Genomic DNA, 17,555 nt, shown 5'->3' with positions numbered 1-17,555 from the left:
CGCGTTGACTTGCGCAGGCCATGCGAACATACACGGCTCGCAAAACGAGGTGTCTCCATGGAGATTCGCGAAGGGCTCACCTTCGACGATGTTTTGCTAGAACCCGGCGCATCCGATGTGATGCCAACTCAGGTGGATGTCGCCACCCGGTTCACGCGTGAGATCAGTCTGAACATACCCCTGGTGTCCGCCGCCATGGACACCGTCACCGAGAGCCGGCTGGCCATCGCCATGGCCCAGAACGGCGGCATCGGAGTGCTGCACCGCAACCTCTCCGTCGAGGAGCAGGCCGACCAGGTCCGCGAGGTGAAGCGCTACGAAAGCGGCATGGTGATCAATCCGCTGACCATCAGCCCCGACACCCCGCTCAGCGAAATCCGCGCGATCACCGCGCGCCGCAAGATCTCCGGCTTCCCGGTGGTCGATCCCAAGACCGGCAAGCTCTGCGGCATCCTCACCAATCGCGACATGCGCTTCGAGAGCCGCCCCGACACGCCGGCCAAGGAGCTCATGACGCATGAGAACTTGGTCACCGTGCGCGAGGGCATGAGCCAGGCCGAGGCCCGCGACCTCCTGCGCCGCCACAAGATCGAGCGGCTGATCGTCGTCGACGACGACTACCGCGCGGTCGGTCTGATCACCGTCAAGGACATGGAGAAGTCCGAGGAGCATCCCAACGCCGCCAAGGACGCCCAGGGCCGCCTGCTGGTGGCGGCAGCCTCCAGCGTCGGCGACAACGGCTTTGAGCGCTCCATGGCCCTGGTGGAGGCCGGGGTCGACGTGGTGGTCATCGACACCGCCCACGGCCACAACGCCGATGTGGCCAAGGCCGTGCAGCGGGTGAAGCGCGAGACCAACCGCGTGCAGATCGTCGCCGGCAACGTCGCCACCTACGACGGCGCCCGCGCCCTGATCGACGCCGGCGCGGACGCGGTGAAGGTGGGCATCGGCCCCGGCTCCATCTGCACCACCCGCATCGTGGCCGGCGTCGGCGTGCCGCAACTCACCGCCATTGCCGAGAGCGTCCGCGCCGCGGCCGGCTCCGACGTGCCGATCATCGCCGACGGCGGGATCAAATATTCCGGCGACCTCGCCAAAGCCCTGGCCATGGGGGCCTCGGTCGCCATGATGGGCTCGGTGTTCGCCGGCGTCGACGAGGCGCCGGGCGAGGTGTTCCTCTACCAGGGCCGGTCCTACAAGGCCTACCGCGGCATGGGCAGCCTGGGCGCCATGGCGCAGGGGTCCGCCGACCGCTACTTCCAGAAGGAGGTCTCGGCCCTGAAGCTGGTGCCCGAGGGCATCGAGGGCCAGGTGCCGTACAAGGGCCCGATCGCCCCCATCCTGCACCAGATGATCGGCGGCCTGCGCGCCGCCATGGGCTATGTGGGCGCGGGCGACCTGGAGACCTTCCGCAAGCGGGCGCGGTTCATCCGCATCACCGGGGCAGGCCTGCGCGAAAGCCATGTCCACGATGTGATGATCACCCGCGAGGCGCCGAACTATCCTAGCGCCGTCTGAGTAGCGTAGCGTTCAACAGGGACCGGGCGGCGAGCCGCCGGCCGACATTCGGGGGAGGCGACTATGAACCTGGCGACAAGCATGGAGCTGAAGCTGCTGATCGCATCGGTGATCATCGGCCTGATACATCTGGTCTGGGCGACCGTGGCGGGCAGCGGCGGACACCGCGACACCGCCTGGCTGCTCGGTCCGCGCGACGACCCTAGGCCGGTGACCGGGCAGGCGGCGCGCCTCAGCCGCGCCTACGCCAACTTCCTGGAGACCTTCCCGCTGTTCGCCGTGGCGGTGATCGCGGTCCTGCTGGTCGGCAAGACCAGCAACCAGACCACCTTCGGCGCCTGGCTGTACGTGATCGCCCGGGTGGCCTACACGCCGCTCTATGCCCTGGGCCTGCCCATCGTGCGGACCGTGGCCTGGACCGCCAGCATGATCGGCATCATCTGGATCATCGTGGCCTTCTTCCAGTGAGAGAGTGATTTGCGCGACGGCGGACGCTTAGGCGCGGCCATAGACGTTCTGACCGAGATCGAGACCCGCCACCGGCCTGTCCGCCTCGCGCTCAAGACCTGGGGCGACGCCTCCCGCTACGCCGGGGCGAAGGACCGCGCCTTCGTCTCTGGCCTGGCGCTGGACGTGCTGCGTCGGCGCCGGTCGCTGGCTTGGCGGATGGGCGAGGACAGCCCTCGCGCCGCGGCCTTGGGCGCATTGGGCCTGCTCTGGGGCTGGCCGCTCGACCGCGTCGCCGAGGCGGCCGCCGATGAGCCGCATGGCCCGGGCCCGCTCACTGACGCCGAACGCCAGGCGCTGGTAAGCCCGCGAGACCTCGCCGAGGCGCCGGCGCCGGTGCGCGGCGACTATCCCGACTGGCTGGACGCCTCGCTGGCGCGCGCCTTCGGCGAGAACCGCGTCGCCGAGGCTCAGGCGCTTTCCGAACGCGCGCCGGTCGACCTGCGCGCCAATCGCCTGAAGACCGGTCCGGGCAAGGCCATGAAGGCGCTGGAGCCGCTGCCGGTCCACGCCACCGGCCTGCTGCCGGAGGCGCTGCGCATCGACGCCCCGCGCGCCGACGAGCGCGCCGCCGCGGTCGAGGCCATGCCCGCCTTCGTCAAGGGCTGGGTCGAGGTGCAGGACCTGGGCTCCCAGGTCGCCGCGGCCTGCGCCGGCGAGGTGAAGGGCCTCCAGGTGCTCGACCTCTGCGCCGGGGGCGGCGGCAAGACCCTGGCTCTGGCGGCCGCCATGGAGAACACCGGCCAGATCTACGCCTACGATTCAGACGCCCGCCGGCTCACCGACACCATCCGCCGCGCCGAGCGCGCCGGGGTGCGCAATCTGCAGGTCCGCACGCCGGCCCGCCCCGATCCGTTGAAGGGCCTCGACGCCCGCATGGACGTGGTCTTCGTGGATGCGCCCTGCACGGGGACCGGATCGTGGCGGCGCCACCCCGACACCAAGTGGCGGCTGACCCCGCAGGCCCTGGAACGGCGCCTCGCCGAGCAGGACCAGGTGCTCGACGACGCTACAGCCTTCGTGAAGCCGGGCGGCCGCATCGTCTATGTGACCTGCTCGCTGCTGCCGGAGGAGGACGAGGACCGCGTCACCGCCTTTCTGGCGCGCCATCCGGACTTCCAGGTCGCGCCCGCCACCCCCGATCCGATGCTCGAAAAACACCTGACGCCCGAGCGCTACCTGCGCCTTTCACCCCGCACCGCCGGCACGGACGGCTTTTTCGTCGCCGTGCTCACGAAACCTCGCTAACGGACCGCCATGACCGCCACGCCCAACCACGAAAAGGTCCTGATCGTCGATTTCGGCAGCCAGGTGACCCAGCTGATCGCCCGGCGGCTGCGCGAGAGCGGCGTCTATTGCGAGATCCATCCCTACGACAAGGTCGAGGCGGTGTTGGAGGGCTTCGGCCCCAAGGCTGTGATCCTTTCGGGCGGCCCGGCCAGCGTGCATGAGGCCGAGAGTCCCTCCGCGCCGCAGAAGGTCTTCGAGCTCGGCGTGCCGGTGCTCGGCATCTGCTACGGCGAGATGACCATGGCCGCCCAGCTCGGCGGCGCCGTCGAGGGCGGCCACGAGCGCGAGTTCGGCCGCGCCGAAATCCGTATCGCCCGGCCCTCGCCGCTGTTGGAAGGCCTGGGCGAGGTGGGCGCCAACGAGCCGGTCTGGATGAGCCACGGCGACAAGATCACCGCCATTCCGGAGGGCTTCGAGGTGGTGGCCACCTCGCCCGGCAGCCCCTACGCCGTCATCGCCGATGAGGGCCGCCGGTTCTACGGCATCCAGTTCCACCCCGAGGTCGCCCACACCCCGCGCGGCGCGCTCATGCTGCGCAACTTCACCCATAGGATCGCCGGCCTCTCAGGCGACTGGACCATGGCCTCCTTCCGCCAGGAGATGGTCGCCAGGATCCGCGCCCAGGTCGGCAAGGGCCGGGTGATCTGCGGCCTCTCCGGCGGCGTCGATTCCTCGGTGGCCGCGGTCTTGATCCACGAGGCCATCGGCGAGCAGCTCACCTGCGTCTTCGTCGACACCGGCCTGCTCCGTCACAACGAGGCCGAGCAGGTCGTCACCATGTTCCGGGATCACTACAACATCCCGCTAGTGCACGTTGATGCGGCGAAGGAATTCCTCGGCGCCCTGGCCGGGGTTTCCGATCCGGAGACCAAGCGCAAGACCATCGGCCGCGTGTTCATCGAGATCTTCGACCGGGAGGCCGCCAAGGTCGAAGGCGCGGCCTTTCTGGCCCAGGGCACCCTCTATCCCGACGTCATCGAGAGCGTCTCGGCCCGCGGCGGCCCCAGCCAGGTGATCAAGAGCCACCACAATGTCGGCGGCCTGCCGGACTATATGAAGCTGAAGCTGGTCGAGCCCCTGCGTGAGCTCTTCAAGGACGAGGTCCGCGCGCTCGGCGTCGAGCTTGGCCTGCCGCCGGCCTTCGTCGGCCGCCACCCGTTCCCGGGGCCTGGCCTGGCCATCCGCATCCCCGGCGAGGTGACGCCCGAGAAGGTCGCGGTCCTGCAGAAGGCCGACGCCATCTACCTCGACGAGATCCGCAAGGCCGGCCTCTACGACGCCATCTGGCAAGCCTTCGCGGTGCTGCTGCCGGTGCGCACCGTCGGCGTCATGGGCGACGCCCGCACCTATGACGAGGTCTGCGCGCTCCGCGCCGTCACCTCGACGGACGGGATGACGGCGGACTTCTTCGAATTCCCCTGGGACGTCCTGGGCCGCGCCGCCACCCGCATCATCAATGAGGTCAAGGGCATCAATCGCGTGGTCTACGACGTGACCTCGAAACCGCCCGGAACGATCGAGTGGGAATGAGCGTTGCTGTAAAAGGTGAATATTATCATATAGGTACGAATGGTCGTTGACCATTGAGTCTGCATGGTCAACTGGCTGACTCCGTGTCGGGACCTTTCGCCATCTATCGGTTCACGACGCGTGAGATAGGCAACCGTGTGATTCCGTCGGAAAAGCCGACGGTATTTTCCGCGCCAAAGGCGTAGCTTCCCGGCCACACAGGACTCGGCTGTTTTCGATGGTCAACGATATCTAGACGATCTCGGCACGGGCGGGTTTGCGTAGATTTCCAGGCAACGAACTCGTCCCGCGTATGCGCCCTGGCAGTCACTGGCCAAGCGGAAGGGCGGTTGGCATTTCTGTTGGGATCGTCGCTGAATTCACCGGCACTTCATCTCGACGATATGAGTCCTGCCAGCTCTCCCAGTGCATCCGCTGGCGCGGAGCCTCGCCAACCTGGAAGCGGTTTTCGGTCAGCTCTTCCCGCCGATTTTCCTGTCGCGCCTCGTCGCACTCGATCCCGTCCAGCGCCGGCAGGCGTGAGTTGCAAACGAGACGCGCGAGCCGTAGCGGCCTTCCATGAGAAGCGCCAGGCCGGCCCCGACGCCTGCCCCGAGGACGACCTCGGCGACCCGCGAGATCGCGACCAAGGCAGGATGCGCATCCGCAGCGGCGGTCGCAAGGACGACGGGGCAGGTCCAAAGGGACACCCGAATATGCGGCCGCCCAATGGTCAGGGCGGCGCAGAGCGCAACGCCTGCCGCGATCTGCAGCGCGAGCGACAGATGCAAGGCCGCGCCGACCCAGCCGATCGACACGGCCGCCATCACCCCGTTGAGGGTGCCCAGGAAGCGGCCCCAGATGGCGCCGTAGGTCCCTGTCGCGCTCTCTTGCGAGACCACCAAGGCGGAGACTGAGGCCCAGACGGGATGCTCAAGCCCAACGACGTTCGCGGCTGTGTAGGCTAACGATCCTGCGATAGTGCAGCGCGCAACGTAGAGGCTGCCCTTGAGGACCACCGCCAGTTGGGCGCGGCCGCGGGCCGCCATTCCCATGCTGAGCGACCGGGCAGCCCATCTAATGGCCGCCCTCAGCGCCACAGGTTCGTGCGGGCGAGTTCGAGAACTTCGTCCGCCTCGCCGTTCAGCACGGCCTTCAGCATATAGAGGGTAAAGCCCTTGGCCATCGCCGCGGTCACGGTGGGCGGCATCGCCAGTTCCTGGCGGGTCACATGGGCGTCCACCAGGACGGGCCCGGGATGCGCCAGCGCCTGCCGAAGGGTCGGCTCGACGTCGCTCGGATTCTCGATCCGCAGCCCCCTGATCCCGGCGGCTTCCGCGAGCGCGGCAAAGTCAGGGTTCTTGAGGTCGGTGCCAAACGGAAGAAGACCGACGGTCTTCTGCTCGAGTTCGACGAAGCCCAGCGAGCCGTTGTTGAACACCACGACCTTCACCGGCAGGTCCTGCTGGGCAAGGGTGAGGAAGTCGCCGAGCAGCATCGAAAAGCCGCCGTCACCCGAGAGCGAAATCACCTGGCGACCCGGGAAGGCGCTCTGCGCGCCGATGGCCTGGGGTAGGGCGTTGGCCATGGAGCCGTGCCAGAACGAGCCGAGCAGACGCCGCCGGCCGTTCATCGCAAGGTGACGCGCGGCCCAAACTGTGGGCAGGCCCACGTCGCAGGTGAAGATGGCGTCGTCCGCCGCCAGCTCGCTCAGAGACCCGGCGACCTGCTGGGGATGGACCAGCTTGCCGCGCCCGGAGGGGCGGGCGAGATCGTCCAGCGATCGGCGTGACTTCGCATAGTGGGCCTGGGCCCGGTCGAGGTGGCGTCGGTCGGGTTTCTCTTCGAGCAGCGGCAGGAGGGCGGTTAAGGTGGCGCCCACGTCCCCCACCACGCCGAGCTCGATCGGTGCGCGGCGTCCAAGGTTCTCCGGTCGGATGTCGACCTGCGCGATCCGCGCCTGTCCCGTGGGGTAGAACTGTCGGTACGGGAAATCCGTGCCGAGCATCAACAAGACATCGCAGTCGTTGATGGCGTAGTAGCCGGAGCCGAACCCGATCAACCCGGTCATGCCCACGTCGAAGGGATTGTCCCACTCGACATGCTCCTTGCCGCGCAGCGCGTGGACCATCGGCGATTTCAGCTTCTGGCCCAGCGCCATGAGCTCGTCGTGCGCCCCGGCGCACCCGGAGCCGCAGAGTAGCGTGACGCGTCCCGCGCCATTGAGGACGTCGGCGAGCGCGAGGAGATCGTTAGCCTTTGGCGTGACCAGCGGCTGTCGCGGCATGATGTCGATGGGCCGGGCGGGCGATGCGTGGAGCGCCGGCTGCAGCGCCACGTCGCCCGGCAGGACGATGACAGAGACACCGCGCTTGCCCAGGGCCTCGCGCACGGCGGTCTCCACAATCCGTGGCATCTGATCCGGACTGGAGACCAGTTCGCAGAAGTGGCTGCACTCGCGGAAAAGGCTTTCCGGGTGGGTCTCCTGAAAGTATCCGGAGCCGATCTCGGCGGACGGGATCTGGGCTGCGATCGCCAGCACCGGCGCCCGCGACCGATGGCAGTCGAACAGACCGTTGATCAGGTGCAGGTTGCCCGGGCCGCAGCTGCCCGCGCAGACGGTGAGTTTGCCGGTGAGTTGGGCCTCCGCCCCAGCGGCGAAGGCTGCGGCTTCTTCGTGCCGGACGGGCGCCCATTGGATCTGGCGCTGCCGGGCGAGCGCATCGGTCACGCCGTTGAGGCTGTCGCCGACTAGGCCATAGATGCGCTTCACCCCGCTGGCCGCCAGGCTGTCGATCAATTGGTCGGAGACGGTCCGAGTCATTTCTGTTCCTCGATATTTGGCGAAGCGCCCCCGCGAAGGGCCATATGTGTGCGCGGTGCGGGTTGTGGAGTAGCGGCGCGTCCGGAACAGTCCGTTCCGCCATTGGCACACTCGAAGCTGGAACATGCGCGGCACGGCGCGTCCGATCGGTCAGTATTCCCCAATAAAATCTGTAATCTAGCTATCGGTGCGGCGGTTGACGGCGTTTGGTCTCACGCCGGCAATTCGCCTCGCGAGGAGAAGGCACAACAGCGCCACTTGTTTGACAGCCAGCAAAGTCTTTCCATATCGGGCGCTGATCATCCCCCTCTCCATGAGACCTGACATGCCCCCCGACGACCTCTCTCAGATCCAACAAAGCGTGCTGAATTTCGCCGCGCGCGACCAGGGTCGGTGGGATGACCTGCTTCAGCAGTTCCACGCCGATGGCCGAATTCAGGTCAGTTGGTTCCGCGGCCCGTTCGCCCGGTTCGTGGAGGCCTCGCAGCGGCTCGCGGCGTCCTCACCGGTTGCGACCAAGCACTTGATCTGGCCGCCGCGGGTCAGGGTCGCGGGCGACAGGGCGGTCGCGGACACGGACGTCGCCATCATGCTGCGCATGCCTTTGCGTGGCCAGCAGGCCGACCTCACCAGCTATGCGCGCTTCCATGATTGGTTTGAACGCCGTGAGACCGGGTGGAAGGCGCTGCGCAGGGTCTGCATCTACGAACGCGACCGGCTCGATCCCGTGGGCGATCCCACGGCCTTTGGGAGCCTCCGAGACGAGCTGGACCTTCACTCCCATCCCGCCCAGTACCGACACCTGGCCGGGACCTTGGCGAGCTTGGGCGCAGAAATCCTGCCCCAGGTGTGCGCCGGCTCCGACGAAGAGCAGGCGATTTTCGCATCGGATCAGAGGTGGCTCGATGAAGGGGCGATCAGCGGTCCCATGGCGATCGAGCTCGCCGGAGCCTGACGCCGCAGCCGCCTGGACGCGGGCTACCGACTGGCTGAAGAGCCTTAGGCGCTGGCTCGGCCCGGGTCCTGGGCCGGGGGATCTCCGGTCTCCGCCTCGCAGCAACTGCTGATCGGCTACGCCGCCGCAGCGATCACCTTCGGCTCGTAGATGGTCGTGTCGCTGAGCGGCACGAGCCGGCGCAGCTCGCGGCGTCGGATTGGTCGCGTTGGCGAAGCGGGGACGGTCGGAGGAAGTTCGGAGGTCTGCAGGTCGGACATATGGCGCTCCATGTTCGCCCGGCTCGGGCAACCCTCGAAAGTCATCTACTGATGGACCCATGGTGACGGTCCGCGACCGGCTTTGCCGGAGCGCCGACTCGGAGCCTGATTGAAGAGGGAGGTTGTGTTCGGCACGCAGCCGTCGCTCGAATGACGCCGATAGATGGCGACAGGGCGCGAAAAATTCATCCTAAATTGCTCAATGAAAACAACAGATATCCGAGTTGTCGGTGGCTCGCGCGGGAGAGCGTGTTGTTTATCCAAAAATATTCATAGAAACCAATTGGATATCACCGCATCCCACCATCGAGGGGGAGTGAGGGGCCAGGCGGGCGGCCGCGAGATCGACGGCGCTATGGCCCTTCCGCGCCCGTGGTGACGAGAAGCTCGTCCAGCTGCTCGAACTGCTCGCCCCAACCGGTTGTGCTACCCGAGGCCATGGCTTCATCGAGCGCTTCCTTCGAAGGATAGAGCTCGTGCACGACGACCCGCGTCACGCCATCCTTTTCGTCGAACGTCACCGTGGAGACGGGCCCGTCTCCACCCCCATCGTCATTGGTCCAGACAAGGCGGGTGGGCGGCGTCACTTCGATGTACCTGCCGAAGAACGCCATGGGCTGTTCCGAGGACGGGTGGCCCATCACCAGACGGTACCCGCCGCCTGTGCGGACGTCGGCCTCGTAGGAGATCAGGGTGACGCCGAACGATTTCGGCGCCCACCACCGCTGGAACAGGTCCGGCTTGGCCCAGGCTTCGAAGACGAGGCGCGCCGGGCCGTCGACCGTTCGCGTCACGACCAGCTCCAGGTCCGACGTGCGCTCCACGGTGGTGCGGTTCTTCCCCGCGGCGGGCTCACGTTCCATCGGCTCTTTCCTTCTGTTTCAGGTCCTCGACGACTTGGTCCAACGCGTCGAAGCGCGAGGCCCAGAGCTGGCGGTGCTGCTCGATCCACGCCATCTCTTCGGCCAGCCGGCGCGGGCCGAGCCTGCAGGTCCGCACGCGCCCAACCTTGTCGGTGGCGACCAGCCCGGCCCGCTCCAGGACCACGACGTGCTTCTTCATGCCCGTGAGGGTCATGTGGAACGTCTCGGCAAGGTCGGTGATCGAGGAGTCTGCGCGTCCGAGCTGCTCCAGGACGCCGCGCCGGGTGGCGTCCGAGAGCGCGGCGAACGAGGCGTCGAGGCGGGCCGGCAAATACTGAACCATGTAGTTCAGTAACTAACGCAGGGATCGGCGGCGTGCAAGGGGCGGCCGAGCGCGCGCTGAATGGCCGCCCGAACTCGTCCGGCTAGGCCCGCTCGAACACCATCACGCTCGGCCGGTCGCTGCCGGGGACGTGCGTCGTGATCGTCAGGATCTTCAGGTCGGCTGAGAGCCCCACGGTCTCGATATCCGTCACCTTACCGCCCGCCTTGTCGGTGATCGCCAGGGTGCGCGCGTCCAGCCGCTGGGCTGAAGACGAAGCGCCGCCGGCGAACGGCCCCTCGTTGGGATAGTCCTTGCCGTCGAACTTCACGTTCTGCGTCTTCTTTTCCAAGGCCGTGAACAACGACAGGCCGTCGCCCTGGAAGGCCTTCACCTCAAACGGATAGGGCGAGTTCATCGTCTCCTTGATGCTCCGCCAGTCGCCTGCGATGCCCGATCCCCGACCGACGCGCCGATAGACGTAATCCATGCTGAACAGCGCGCCGCTGGCTCCGAACTGGCGGAAATAGTCGGTGAGCGTACGGCCGTCCTTCGAGAGCTTCCACGTCGCCTTGAGCAGCAGCCGGCCGTCTTTCTTGCGCTCGACGATCCAGGTGTCGGGCGCCTCAGCCTTCACCGACAACAGGGTCCCGCCATAGCCCCCCGGCTGGTCGCTCCCATCGGCCAGGATCGTCTCGGCGCCCCCGCCGAAATCGAACGCGTACCTGGCGCCGCCCTTGCGCTCGATCTTCATCTCGTCGGGCATTCTGGTCTTCGATGGGTCGAGCTTCCACTCGCCGATGAAAGGGTTTTCCGCCGCCCACGCCGTGCTCGACGCAAGGCAAAACGCCGGCAGGATCTTGAGAATTCGCTTGAACATGCCGGCCTCCTTCGCGCGCCTCGGAAGGGCGCGGAGCGCGATCCTGCGCATCGCCTCGCCCCCAATTCCAGCACATTGAGGCTCTCCGTAGTTGTCAACCGGCCACGGAGGGTCGGTGCGCCAAGGTGGATACGAAGGGCGCCGATGACGCGCGAAGGCTAGAGCCTCGGCGGCGCCGTCACTTCCACCGACGGCACGACCGCCGACGTCTTCGAATGGTATGCGCGCTTAGTTGTCTTCCGCAGTCACGATCCGTGCTGGCGTCCATCCAACTCGACGACGAGCTTCGCGCGCTTGAACGTCCTCACCATCGAAATTCACGGCCACGGGCGCGGCATCGAAAAGGCTGCGATCGTCAAGCGCAGGCACGTTGATCACACCGCGCAAGTCATCACCATCACGCCAGGTCGCCGCGACCCAGACACCGCAGCGGTCGCAAACATGGAAATCGGTGATGTTCAGGCCGAAGCGATATGGCTTCGGCGGATCTGCAGGAAGATGGATGAATAGGCTTCCATCCGGATCGGAAATCGCCGCCGCGCGATGGCGCTGGCAAAAGCCGCAGCCATCTTCCCGCGGCACCAGGCTGTGCGGATCTCGGTCGGTGGAGAATTCCAGCTTCAGGCGACCGCAGTGGCAACGACCTTCGAAGGTTCTCATTGCGACAATCCATTTGGGAGAGCGTCCGTCGTTACGGACCAAGACGTCCTGCAGGGCTCAGTTCCCGCCGCGGCCTCCAGGCTCCGCCTGCGTGCGGAGCGGCAGTCCCGGCACAGATTCGCCGGGCATCAGCGCGGCGCGCGCGGCCGTGGCCCGCCCCTTGCCACCATGCAACGCCTTTTCGAACCAGTAGTGAGCGTAGGGCTCATCGTTGAATGGCGGCGTCTCACAGTAGCCCGACGAGCGATAGAGCTGCTGCGCCTCGACCAACGTCTTGTTGGTTTCCAGGCGCATCACCGAATAACCCAACAGTCTTGCCTGCTCTTCGAGTGCGCTGAGCAGCCGGCGCGCGAGGCCGAGCCCACGAGCGTCCGGCGCGATCCACATGCGCTTGAGGTAGGCCGCATCGGCCGAGATCGGTTTGAGGCCCCCACAGCCGACCGGCTGCCCGTCAAGCCGGGCGACAAGGAAGACGCCGCGCGGCGGGGCGAATTCGTCAAGCGAGGGGAACAGGCTGAGCTCGGGATCGAAGCCGCCGTCGAAGCGGTCGCCGAGCTCGCGATAATATTCGCCAAGACAATATTGGGCGGCGGCGCTGGTGGCCGGCTCGGGCGCGATCGCCACCTTGGCATGCGAGGATATCGCCTTGGCGCGGCGCCGTAGCCAGCGGGCGAGCCCGGCGAGTCTTGATCGGTCGCTTGGCGCCTTCACTTCAAGATCAGTTCACGAGTCACTTCGGTGCCCAGAACTTTTCGGATCTCATTGCGGTGCACTCTGGCCTGGTCCTGACACGCGCTGCTGCAGATGACCTTTTCTGTCACGGCTTCGAACGCGTCGGCTTGGTCGCCGATGTCTCCGGCATAGGCCGCCATGTCCTTGAAAGTAATCTCAAGGTACACATTGGCGTCATCCGGTGATTTTGGAGAGGATGCGAAGACCTTGTAGCCGATGATCAGCCCAGCTTTCTTCGCGGCGGCCATGGTCGGCGCCCATGTCGAGGTCACCCATTTCATGTACTCGTCAAAATGCCCGTACTCGACGTGGATGTAATCCACCTCGGTGACCGGCCCGAGGCTATATTCGCGGGCGTTCTGAGCAATCGCGCTAAGAGGGATCAGGGAAACTGCGACAGCGGCGCAGAGGGCGACAGCGATTTTCATTTTCTCTTTGTTCCCATAGCTTGATTTACGCTGACAACTTTCGGATTTCCGATCCGTCTTAAGCGTTGCTGAAATATGCGCCCCCTGTAAACTTACGCAAGTTCACGATTATCACGATCATAGTTCTGGTCTCGCACGATCACGGCGGCCGTCAGGGCCGGACCCCTAGAGCTCGACGGCCTGGGTGGCGGTTGTCTTGTCGCCCGTGTTCGGGGTGTCGTTCGGATCGATCAGCAGCAGCTTGACCTCGCCACGCCGCGCCGCCGGCCGGTGCTCTGTTCCGCGCGGGACGATCAGCAACTCGCCCGGCCTTACCGTGACCGTGCGGTCGCGGAAGTCCATGTCGAACTCGCCCTCCAGGATCAGGAAGAGCTCGTCCGTTTCGTCATGCTTGTGCCAGACGAATTCGCCGGCGGTCTTCACCAGCCGCACTTCGTTGTCGTTGTAGCGCGCGACGATCTTGGGCGCCCAATGCTCGTCGAACAGGGCCAGGCTTTCAGCGAGATTGACGTGCACGGGGCCGGGTTGGTTGGACATGATATTCTCCTTCACGGTTGGCCGAGCGGGCGTGTCACACGCTCGCCGCGCGCGCCGCCGCTTCCCTTGCCGCCTGGTTTGCCGCCCTCATCTTCTCGAGCTCGCCGCTGCTGATCTGTTCTCGGCGTTCCTCCCGCCCTCGGTGGAACTCGGCCAGGACGCGCGCCGCAGGCTCCTGTCGCTGGATCGCAGCCCAGTAGGCGGCCACATTGGCGTTCGCGGCGATCGGGTCGTCGAGCCCCCTGTTCAACAGCATGTGCTGCACGTAGGAGAGCGCCGGCACGAGCGCGCAATCGGCCAGGGTGAGGCGGGCGAGGCAGGCGAAGCCGTCGCGGCCGATCATCCGGTCCAGCGTCCTGATGCTGCTCGCCAGTTGGCCGCTGAGCAGCGCGACGATGCTCTCTACGCCGGTGGGGACGGGCGTCTGGGCGGCGAGGATTCGGGTCTGAGACCCGAGCATGAACGCGGTGCTCATCAGATAGACGTCGCCGACGCGCGCCAGTGTGCGGATGTGGGCGTTCTCGCGCGGCGTCGAGCCCAGCAGGGAAGGCTCGGGATAGATCTCCTCAAGATACTCGGCGATCACCGCCGACTCCGGTATCGCGTCGCCGTCGATCTCCAGCGACGGGATGCGGCTGAGCGGACGGTCTTCGTAGAACTTTTGTGTCAGGAAAAACGGCGTCTGCTCGGTGGCGACGTCGGTGAGCCCCTTGGCGTAGATCTGCATTCTCACCCGCGCCGCGTAGGGGCTGATGTCCCAGGAATAGAGCTTCATCATGATTGGGTGGTCCTCCGCGTCGTCTGACGCTGCCTTCTGCAAGGCGGACGTCCTCAAAAGTCCGTCGTGATATATACCAAGACTCTGCGCGGTCCTGGGTACTGGAAGACCCCCGGCGTGTTGAGTTGCTGCCACAGATTTGTAGCAAGCACGTTCTGTACCTGGAGGCGAAGGGAGCTATTCTTGCCGAACGCAGTGAATTTGTACCGGCCTCCGATAGCCAGGCTCGTAGCGGGCCGTGTGTACACAGCGTTGTCCACACTTTCGGGCGCGCTCGAGACGTGCACGACCCTTACGTCGAGCGACGCCGCAGGCCACCACGGCAGGGCATAGTTGGCGGTGGCCACGTAGGTCAGACGCGGTTGACCGACGGCGACAGACCCCACGCCCTCGGCGGCGAGACTCGGCCCCGTGATCCGGACCAAGCCATCGAGAACGCCGATGTTGACGTTGAGGTTTTCGGTCACCTCGCCCGCAACCGAGAACTCGATGCCCCTGGCCCGCTGCACGCCCAGTTCTCGATCGATGTTGCTCGTATCCAGGTTGAAATAGGGCTTTTGAAGTTCGAACACGCCGGCGATGACCTTCAACCTCGGCGTGACGGCATAGCGCGCGCCCAGATCGACCTGCCATGTCAGGGACGCCGGCAGGACCGCTCCGCTGTTTTGCGCGGAATTCGGCGCAACACCGGATTTCTCGAGCCCCTGGGTGTAGCCTCCGTAAAGCGTCAATCGCGAGGTGACGGCGAAGGCCGCGTTGGCGTAGACCCGCAAGGGGTGAGCCGCGATCTCCGATTGCGGGGTCCGTGGATTGCTGGCGGTCTCGCGGTAGTCTTCCTTCTGGAGTCCCATCTCGAGCACGCCCCGGGTGCGCCAATCGACTCGGTAGGCGGCCCCCACGCTCCGCAGTTGGGCCCGGTCGGCCGCGCGCGCCGAAAATGTAAAGTGCGGCTCCGGCGCCTGGACGAGCTTGCCGATGGCGGCTGGACCAAGATCGACAACATCGCCGCCGCCGAAGCGCGATGTGGTGTCGCGTCCGCGAGCCGCGAAGATCACCTGCTGGCGCCAATCGCCCGTTAGGAAGGTGCCGGTCAGGCGCACTTCGCCGGAGGTGGAAGAACTGTCTTGGTCCCGAAAGGCGGCGACCACATGCTCGGCTTGGCCGTTCAGTTGCACGTCGGTGTAGAGATCCGCGAAAACGGCCGGGTTGTTGTTCGTCGACTGGAAAACCCCGGCTCGCAGCAACCAGTTTTGGGCCAGCTGTGCGGTGGCCAGTCCCCCCAAATTCACCGTCGTGTTTTGCCGCCTGGCCCAATTCTGCGCGAGGTAACCCTTGGTGATCAAGGGCGGCAGGAAATCGCCGGTGGTGAAGAACTCCGGAAGCGTTTTCCCGGCGGTGGTCCCCCGCCAATCGATAAGCGCGCGCACTGTCACGCGCGAATTCGGCGTCCACTGGGGCGTTGCGCCCACGCTCGTCGTTCGAGACGTCAATCCAGGATAGAAGGCCCCATCTTCGGCGGATTGCGTGCTGACCTGGGTGCTTACGCCGATCGGCACCACGAGCGCCTTGCCGATCAGGGGAACGCTCCCATCGATGCTGACGCCCCATGCCTCAAAGGGACCGGCGCTCGCGATGATCGTTGCATTGGGCGTGTCGCCTCCCACATGACGCAGATTGTAATCCGCGATGCCCGTCGGCGCAGGAAACGGGTAGCCGATCTCACTGACACCGACGTGAATGGTCGAGCCCTCGACGACCCGATCGGACGGCGCGCCTTGCAGGTCGAAATACATTCCGTCGATCCGCACGTTGCCGGCCGATATCGGACTGAACCCGCGAACCGATCCCGGATTGTAGAGGCCGACCTTCTCCAGTCCGAGGGACAGCCCAAAGGCGTCGTCGGCCGACTTTACGGGATTGTCGCTCGCGTGCTGGGCCCACGCGGCGTTCGCCTGGAACGTCGCGAAAACGGCCGCAATGGCGACGGGAAATGCTCGGCTCCGAGCAGATGACATGTGCGCTCCAGCGTCAGGCCTGAACGACGAGGTCGATCTCGACGCACGCCCCCAGCGGAAGCGCGGCCACCACGATCACGGTGCGGGCGGGAAACGGTGGTTGTCTGAAGTGCTCGGCGTAGAGGCCGTTCAGCGCTGCGTAGTCGCTGATGCTTGTGAGATAGACGCCGGCGCGCACGACGTCGTCGAAACCCTTGCCGGCCGCCTTGAGGACCGCCGCGAGGTTCTCGAAGGCGCGTTTCGCCTCGGCCGCGAGACCTCCCGCCACCAGCTTCCCCGTCGCCGGGTCCTGACCGACCTGACCACTGAAATAGATGAAGCCACCGCCTTTGACGGCCTGGGAATATGGGCCGACCGGGGGCGCGAGTTCGGTCGAGGTGATTGCGGTCTTGGCCATGGATGCCTGCTTTGGAAGCTGAGCTTGCGGGCACCTTGCTGTCGGATGGGAAATTCCACTACTTCATTATCATCACGATAATAGTGCTGGTTTCGCACGATTCTGCTATCGGTGGGACGTATGCCTAGGGAGGCTTCCTTGCTCGAAGACCTGCGCGCCCTCGTGGAGTTCGCTCGCGCCGGGTCCATCGCCGGCGCCGCCGATCGCCTGTTCCGAACGCCATCAGCGATCACCCGGCAACTGCAGAGGCTGGAGGCTGCATTGGGCGCCGAGCTGCTCGATCGCTCGGTCAAGCCGCCGCGCCTGAACGCGCTGGGCTCCAAAGTGCTCGAACAAGCGCGAGACCTGCTCCAGCGGGCCGAGGCGCTGAAGTCCCTGACGTCGAGCGACGCCGAACCCCACGGCGTCCTGCGCATCGGGCTCACCCATCCCCTGGCGGTGGGGACGATGACCGAGCCCATCCGGGCGCTGACCGAAAAATACCCGCAGGTCAGGCTGCAGCTGTTGAGCGAGGGCGGCGGCAACTTGCGCAGCCGGCTACTCGCCGGTGAGCTCGACGTCGCGGTCGTGGTGTTGCCCGTCGGAACGACCGCGCCTCCGCCGCTCGTGACGAAGATCGTCGCGACGGACCGCGTGGAGATCGTTCGAGGCGGTGCAGGCGACGTCGATGGCGACTGGACAAGCCTGGGCCGGGCGCCCTGGGTGCTCAATCCGCCTGGGTGCTTCCTTCGGGCAAGCCTGCTGGATCATATGGAGCGCGCCGGCTTCACCCCCATGATCGCGGCTGAAATCCACAACGTGCATCTGCAGCTCGCATTCGTTCAGTCGGGATATGGATTGGGCTTGCTGCCGGCGAGCTTCGTCGCCAGGAACAACGCCCTCGGCACGGTCGAAGTGTTGCGACCGCCATCATTCGACTTGCGCATGTCCGTCGCGATCGTGCGGGCTGGACAACTCGGCGCCTTGGAGAAGGCGGTCCGACTGCTGGAAGACGGCATTCGTGATGTGTTTGAAGTCGCCGATCCAAGGACGCCCGCCTAGAGCTTCGCTGTTGGGCGCGCGCCGACTGCGGGCGTCGTC

19 protein-coding genes are annotated in these 17,555 nt (G+C 66.0%); 6 read left to right on the top strand and 13 right to left on the bottom strand.

Features of this window, described 5'->3' with window-relative positions; translation table 11 throughout:
* Positions 1 to 57: 57 nt before the first annotated feature.
* The 4 genes from guaB to guaA all read left to right on the top strand — a co-directional run bounded on the left by guaB (position 58) and on the right by guaA (position 4,845).
* Positions 58 to 1,518 (top strand): IMP dehydrogenase, encoded by a 1,461-nt coding sequence (guaB, locus tag VGT80_RS08080; protein ID WP_327454618.1) that lies wholly within the window; start codon positions 58 to 60, stop codon positions 1,516 to 1,518.
* A gap of 63 nt (positions 1,519 to 1,581) precedes the next feature.
* A complete protein-coding gene (locus VGT80_RS08075; RefSeq protein WP_327454616.1) occupies positions 1,582 to 1,986 on the top strand; it encodes an MAPEG family protein in 405 nt (134 codons plus the stop codon).
* 9 nt (positions 1,987 to 1,995) lie between these two features.
* A complete protein-coding gene (locus VGT80_RS08070) occupies positions 1,996 to 3,273 on the top strand; it encodes an RsmB/NOP family class I SAM-dependent RNA methyltransferase (protein WP_327454614.1) in 1,278 nt (425 codons plus the stop codon).
* A 9-nt stretch (positions 3,274 to 3,282) separates the two neighbouring features.
* A complete protein-coding gene (gene guaA, locus VGT80_RS08065) occupies positions 3,283 to 4,845 on the top strand; it encodes a glutamine-hydrolyzing GMP synthase (RefSeq protein ID WP_327454612.1) in 1,563 nt (520 codons plus the stop codon).
* 452 nt (positions 4,846 to 5,297) lie between these two features.
* Here the strand turns inward: guaA and VGT80_RS08060 are convergent, their stop codons facing one another.
* Positions 5,298 to 5,873 carry an FUSC family protein gene (locus VGT80_RS08060; protein ID WP_327454610.1) on the bottom strand — a complete coding sequence of 192 codons (576 nt, stop codon included), beginning with the start codon at positions 5,871 to 5,873 and terminating at the stop codon, positions 5,298 to 5,300.
* Positions 5,874 to 5,914: 41 nt separating this feature from the next.
* Complete coding sequence (poxB, locus tag VGT80_RS08055; protein ID WP_327454608.1) at positions 5,915 to 7,648, bottom strand: ubiquinone-dependent pyruvate dehydrogenase; 1,734 nt, start codon at positions 7,646 to 7,648, stop codon at positions 5,915 to 5,917.
* Positions 7,649 to 7,973: 325 nt separating this feature from the next.
* On the opposite strand from poxB, the gene VGT80_RS08050 reads away from it, so the two are divergent.
* A complete protein-coding gene (locus VGT80_RS08050; RefSeq protein ID WP_327454606.1) occupies positions 7,974 to 8,603 on the top strand; it encodes a nuclear transport factor 2 family protein in 630 nt (209 codons plus the stop codon).
* Positions 8,604 to 8,719: 116 nt separating this feature from the next.
* Here VGT80_RS08050 and VGT80_RS08045 read toward each other — a convergent pair whose 3' ends face one another.
* The 11 genes from VGT80_RS08045 to VGT80_RS07995 all read right to left on the bottom strand — a co-directional run bounded on the left by VGT80_RS08045 (position 8,720) and on the right by VGT80_RS07995 (position 16,475).
* Positions 8,720 to 8,863, bottom strand: a complete 144-nt coding sequence (locus tag VGT80_RS08045) for a hypothetical protein (protein WP_327454604.1) — start codon at positions 8,861 to 8,863, stop codon at positions 8,720 to 8,722.
* A 353-nt stretch (positions 8,864 to 9,216) separates the two neighbouring features.
* Entirely contained in the window at positions 9,217 to 9,726 is a 510-nt protein-coding gene (locus VGT80_RS08040) for an SRPBCC family protein (RefSeq protein WP_327454602.1), read from the bottom strand.
* The gene (locus VGT80_RS08035; RefSeq protein ID WP_327454600.1) at positions 9,716 to 10,069 is read right to left on the bottom strand and encodes an ArsR/SmtB family transcription factor; all 354 of its coding nucleotides are present in this window, start codon (positions 10,067 to 10,069) and stop codon (positions 9,716 to 9,718) included. Before VGT80_RS08035 ends, VGT80_RS08040 begins: the two co-directional genes overlap by 11 nt.
* A gap of 82 nt (positions 10,070 to 10,151) precedes the next feature.
* Positions 10,152 to 10,928 (bottom strand): hypothetical protein, encoded by a 777-nt coding sequence (locus VGT80_RS08030; protein ID WP_327454598.1) that lies wholly within the window; start codon positions 10,926 to 10,928, stop codon positions 10,152 to 10,154.
* Positions 10,929 to 11,156: 228 nt separating this feature from the next.
* Positions 11,157 to 11,588 carry a hypothetical protein gene (locus tag VGT80_RS08025; RefSeq protein WP_327454596.1) on the bottom strand — a complete coding sequence of 144 codons (432 nt, stop codon included), beginning with the start codon at positions 11,586 to 11,588 and terminating at the stop codon, positions 11,157 to 11,159.
* Between the two features lie 57 nt (positions 11,589 to 11,645).
* On the bottom strand, positions 11,646 to 12,212 hold the full coding sequence (locus VGT80_RS08020; RefSeq protein ID WP_327454594.1) for a GNAT family N-acetyltransferase: 567 nt from the start codon (positions 12,210 to 12,212) through the stop codon (positions 11,646 to 11,648).
* 83 nt (positions 12,213 to 12,295) lie between these two features.
* On the bottom strand, positions 12,296 to 12,748 hold the full coding sequence (locus VGT80_RS08015; protein WP_327454592.1) for a hypothetical protein: 453 nt from the start codon (positions 12,746 to 12,748) through the stop codon (positions 12,296 to 12,298).
* 165 nt (positions 12,749 to 12,913) lie between these two features.
* On the bottom strand, positions 12,914 to 13,285 hold the full coding sequence (locus VGT80_RS08010) for a cupin domain-containing protein (RefSeq protein WP_327454590.1): 372 nt from the start codon (positions 13,283 to 13,285) through the stop codon (positions 12,914 to 12,916).
* A gap of 34 nt (positions 13,286 to 13,319) precedes the next feature.
* Complete coding sequence (locus VGT80_RS08005; protein WP_327454588.1) at positions 13,320 to 14,063, bottom strand: glutathione S-transferase family protein; 744 nt, start codon at positions 14,061 to 14,063, stop codon at positions 13,320 to 13,322.
* Positions 14,064 to 14,116: 53 nt separating this feature from the next.
* Positions 14,117 to 16,078 carry a hypothetical protein gene (locus VGT80_RS08000; RefSeq protein WP_327454586.1) on the bottom strand — a complete coding sequence of 654 codons (1,962 nt, stop codon included), beginning with the start codon at positions 16,076 to 16,078 and terminating at the stop codon, positions 14,117 to 14,119.
* Between the two features lie 13 nt (positions 16,079 to 16,091).
* Positions 16,092 to 16,475 (bottom strand): Rid family detoxifying hydrolase, encoded by a 384-nt coding sequence (locus VGT80_RS07995; RefSeq protein ID WP_327454584.1) that lies wholly within the window; start codon positions 16,473 to 16,475, stop codon positions 16,092 to 16,094.
* A 138-nt stretch (positions 16,476 to 16,613) separates the two neighbouring features.
* Here VGT80_RS07995 and VGT80_RS07990 point away from each other — a divergent pair, with 138 nt between their 5' ends.
* Positions 16,614 to 17,516, top strand: a complete 903-nt coding sequence (locus VGT80_RS07990) for a LysR family transcriptional regulator (RefSeq protein ID WP_327454582.1) — start codon at positions 16,614 to 16,616, stop codon at positions 17,514 to 17,516.
* The last annotated feature ends 39 nt before the right edge of the window (positions 17,517 to 17,555 follow it).

This window comes from Phenylobacterium sp. (assembly GCF_035944335.1).
GTDB lineage: Bacteria > Pseudomonadota > Alphaproteobacteria > Caulobacterales > Caulobacteraceae > Phenylobacterium.
Note: the sequence above shows the minus strand (reverse complement) of the source record. Positions and strands in the feature narration are given on the sequence as shown.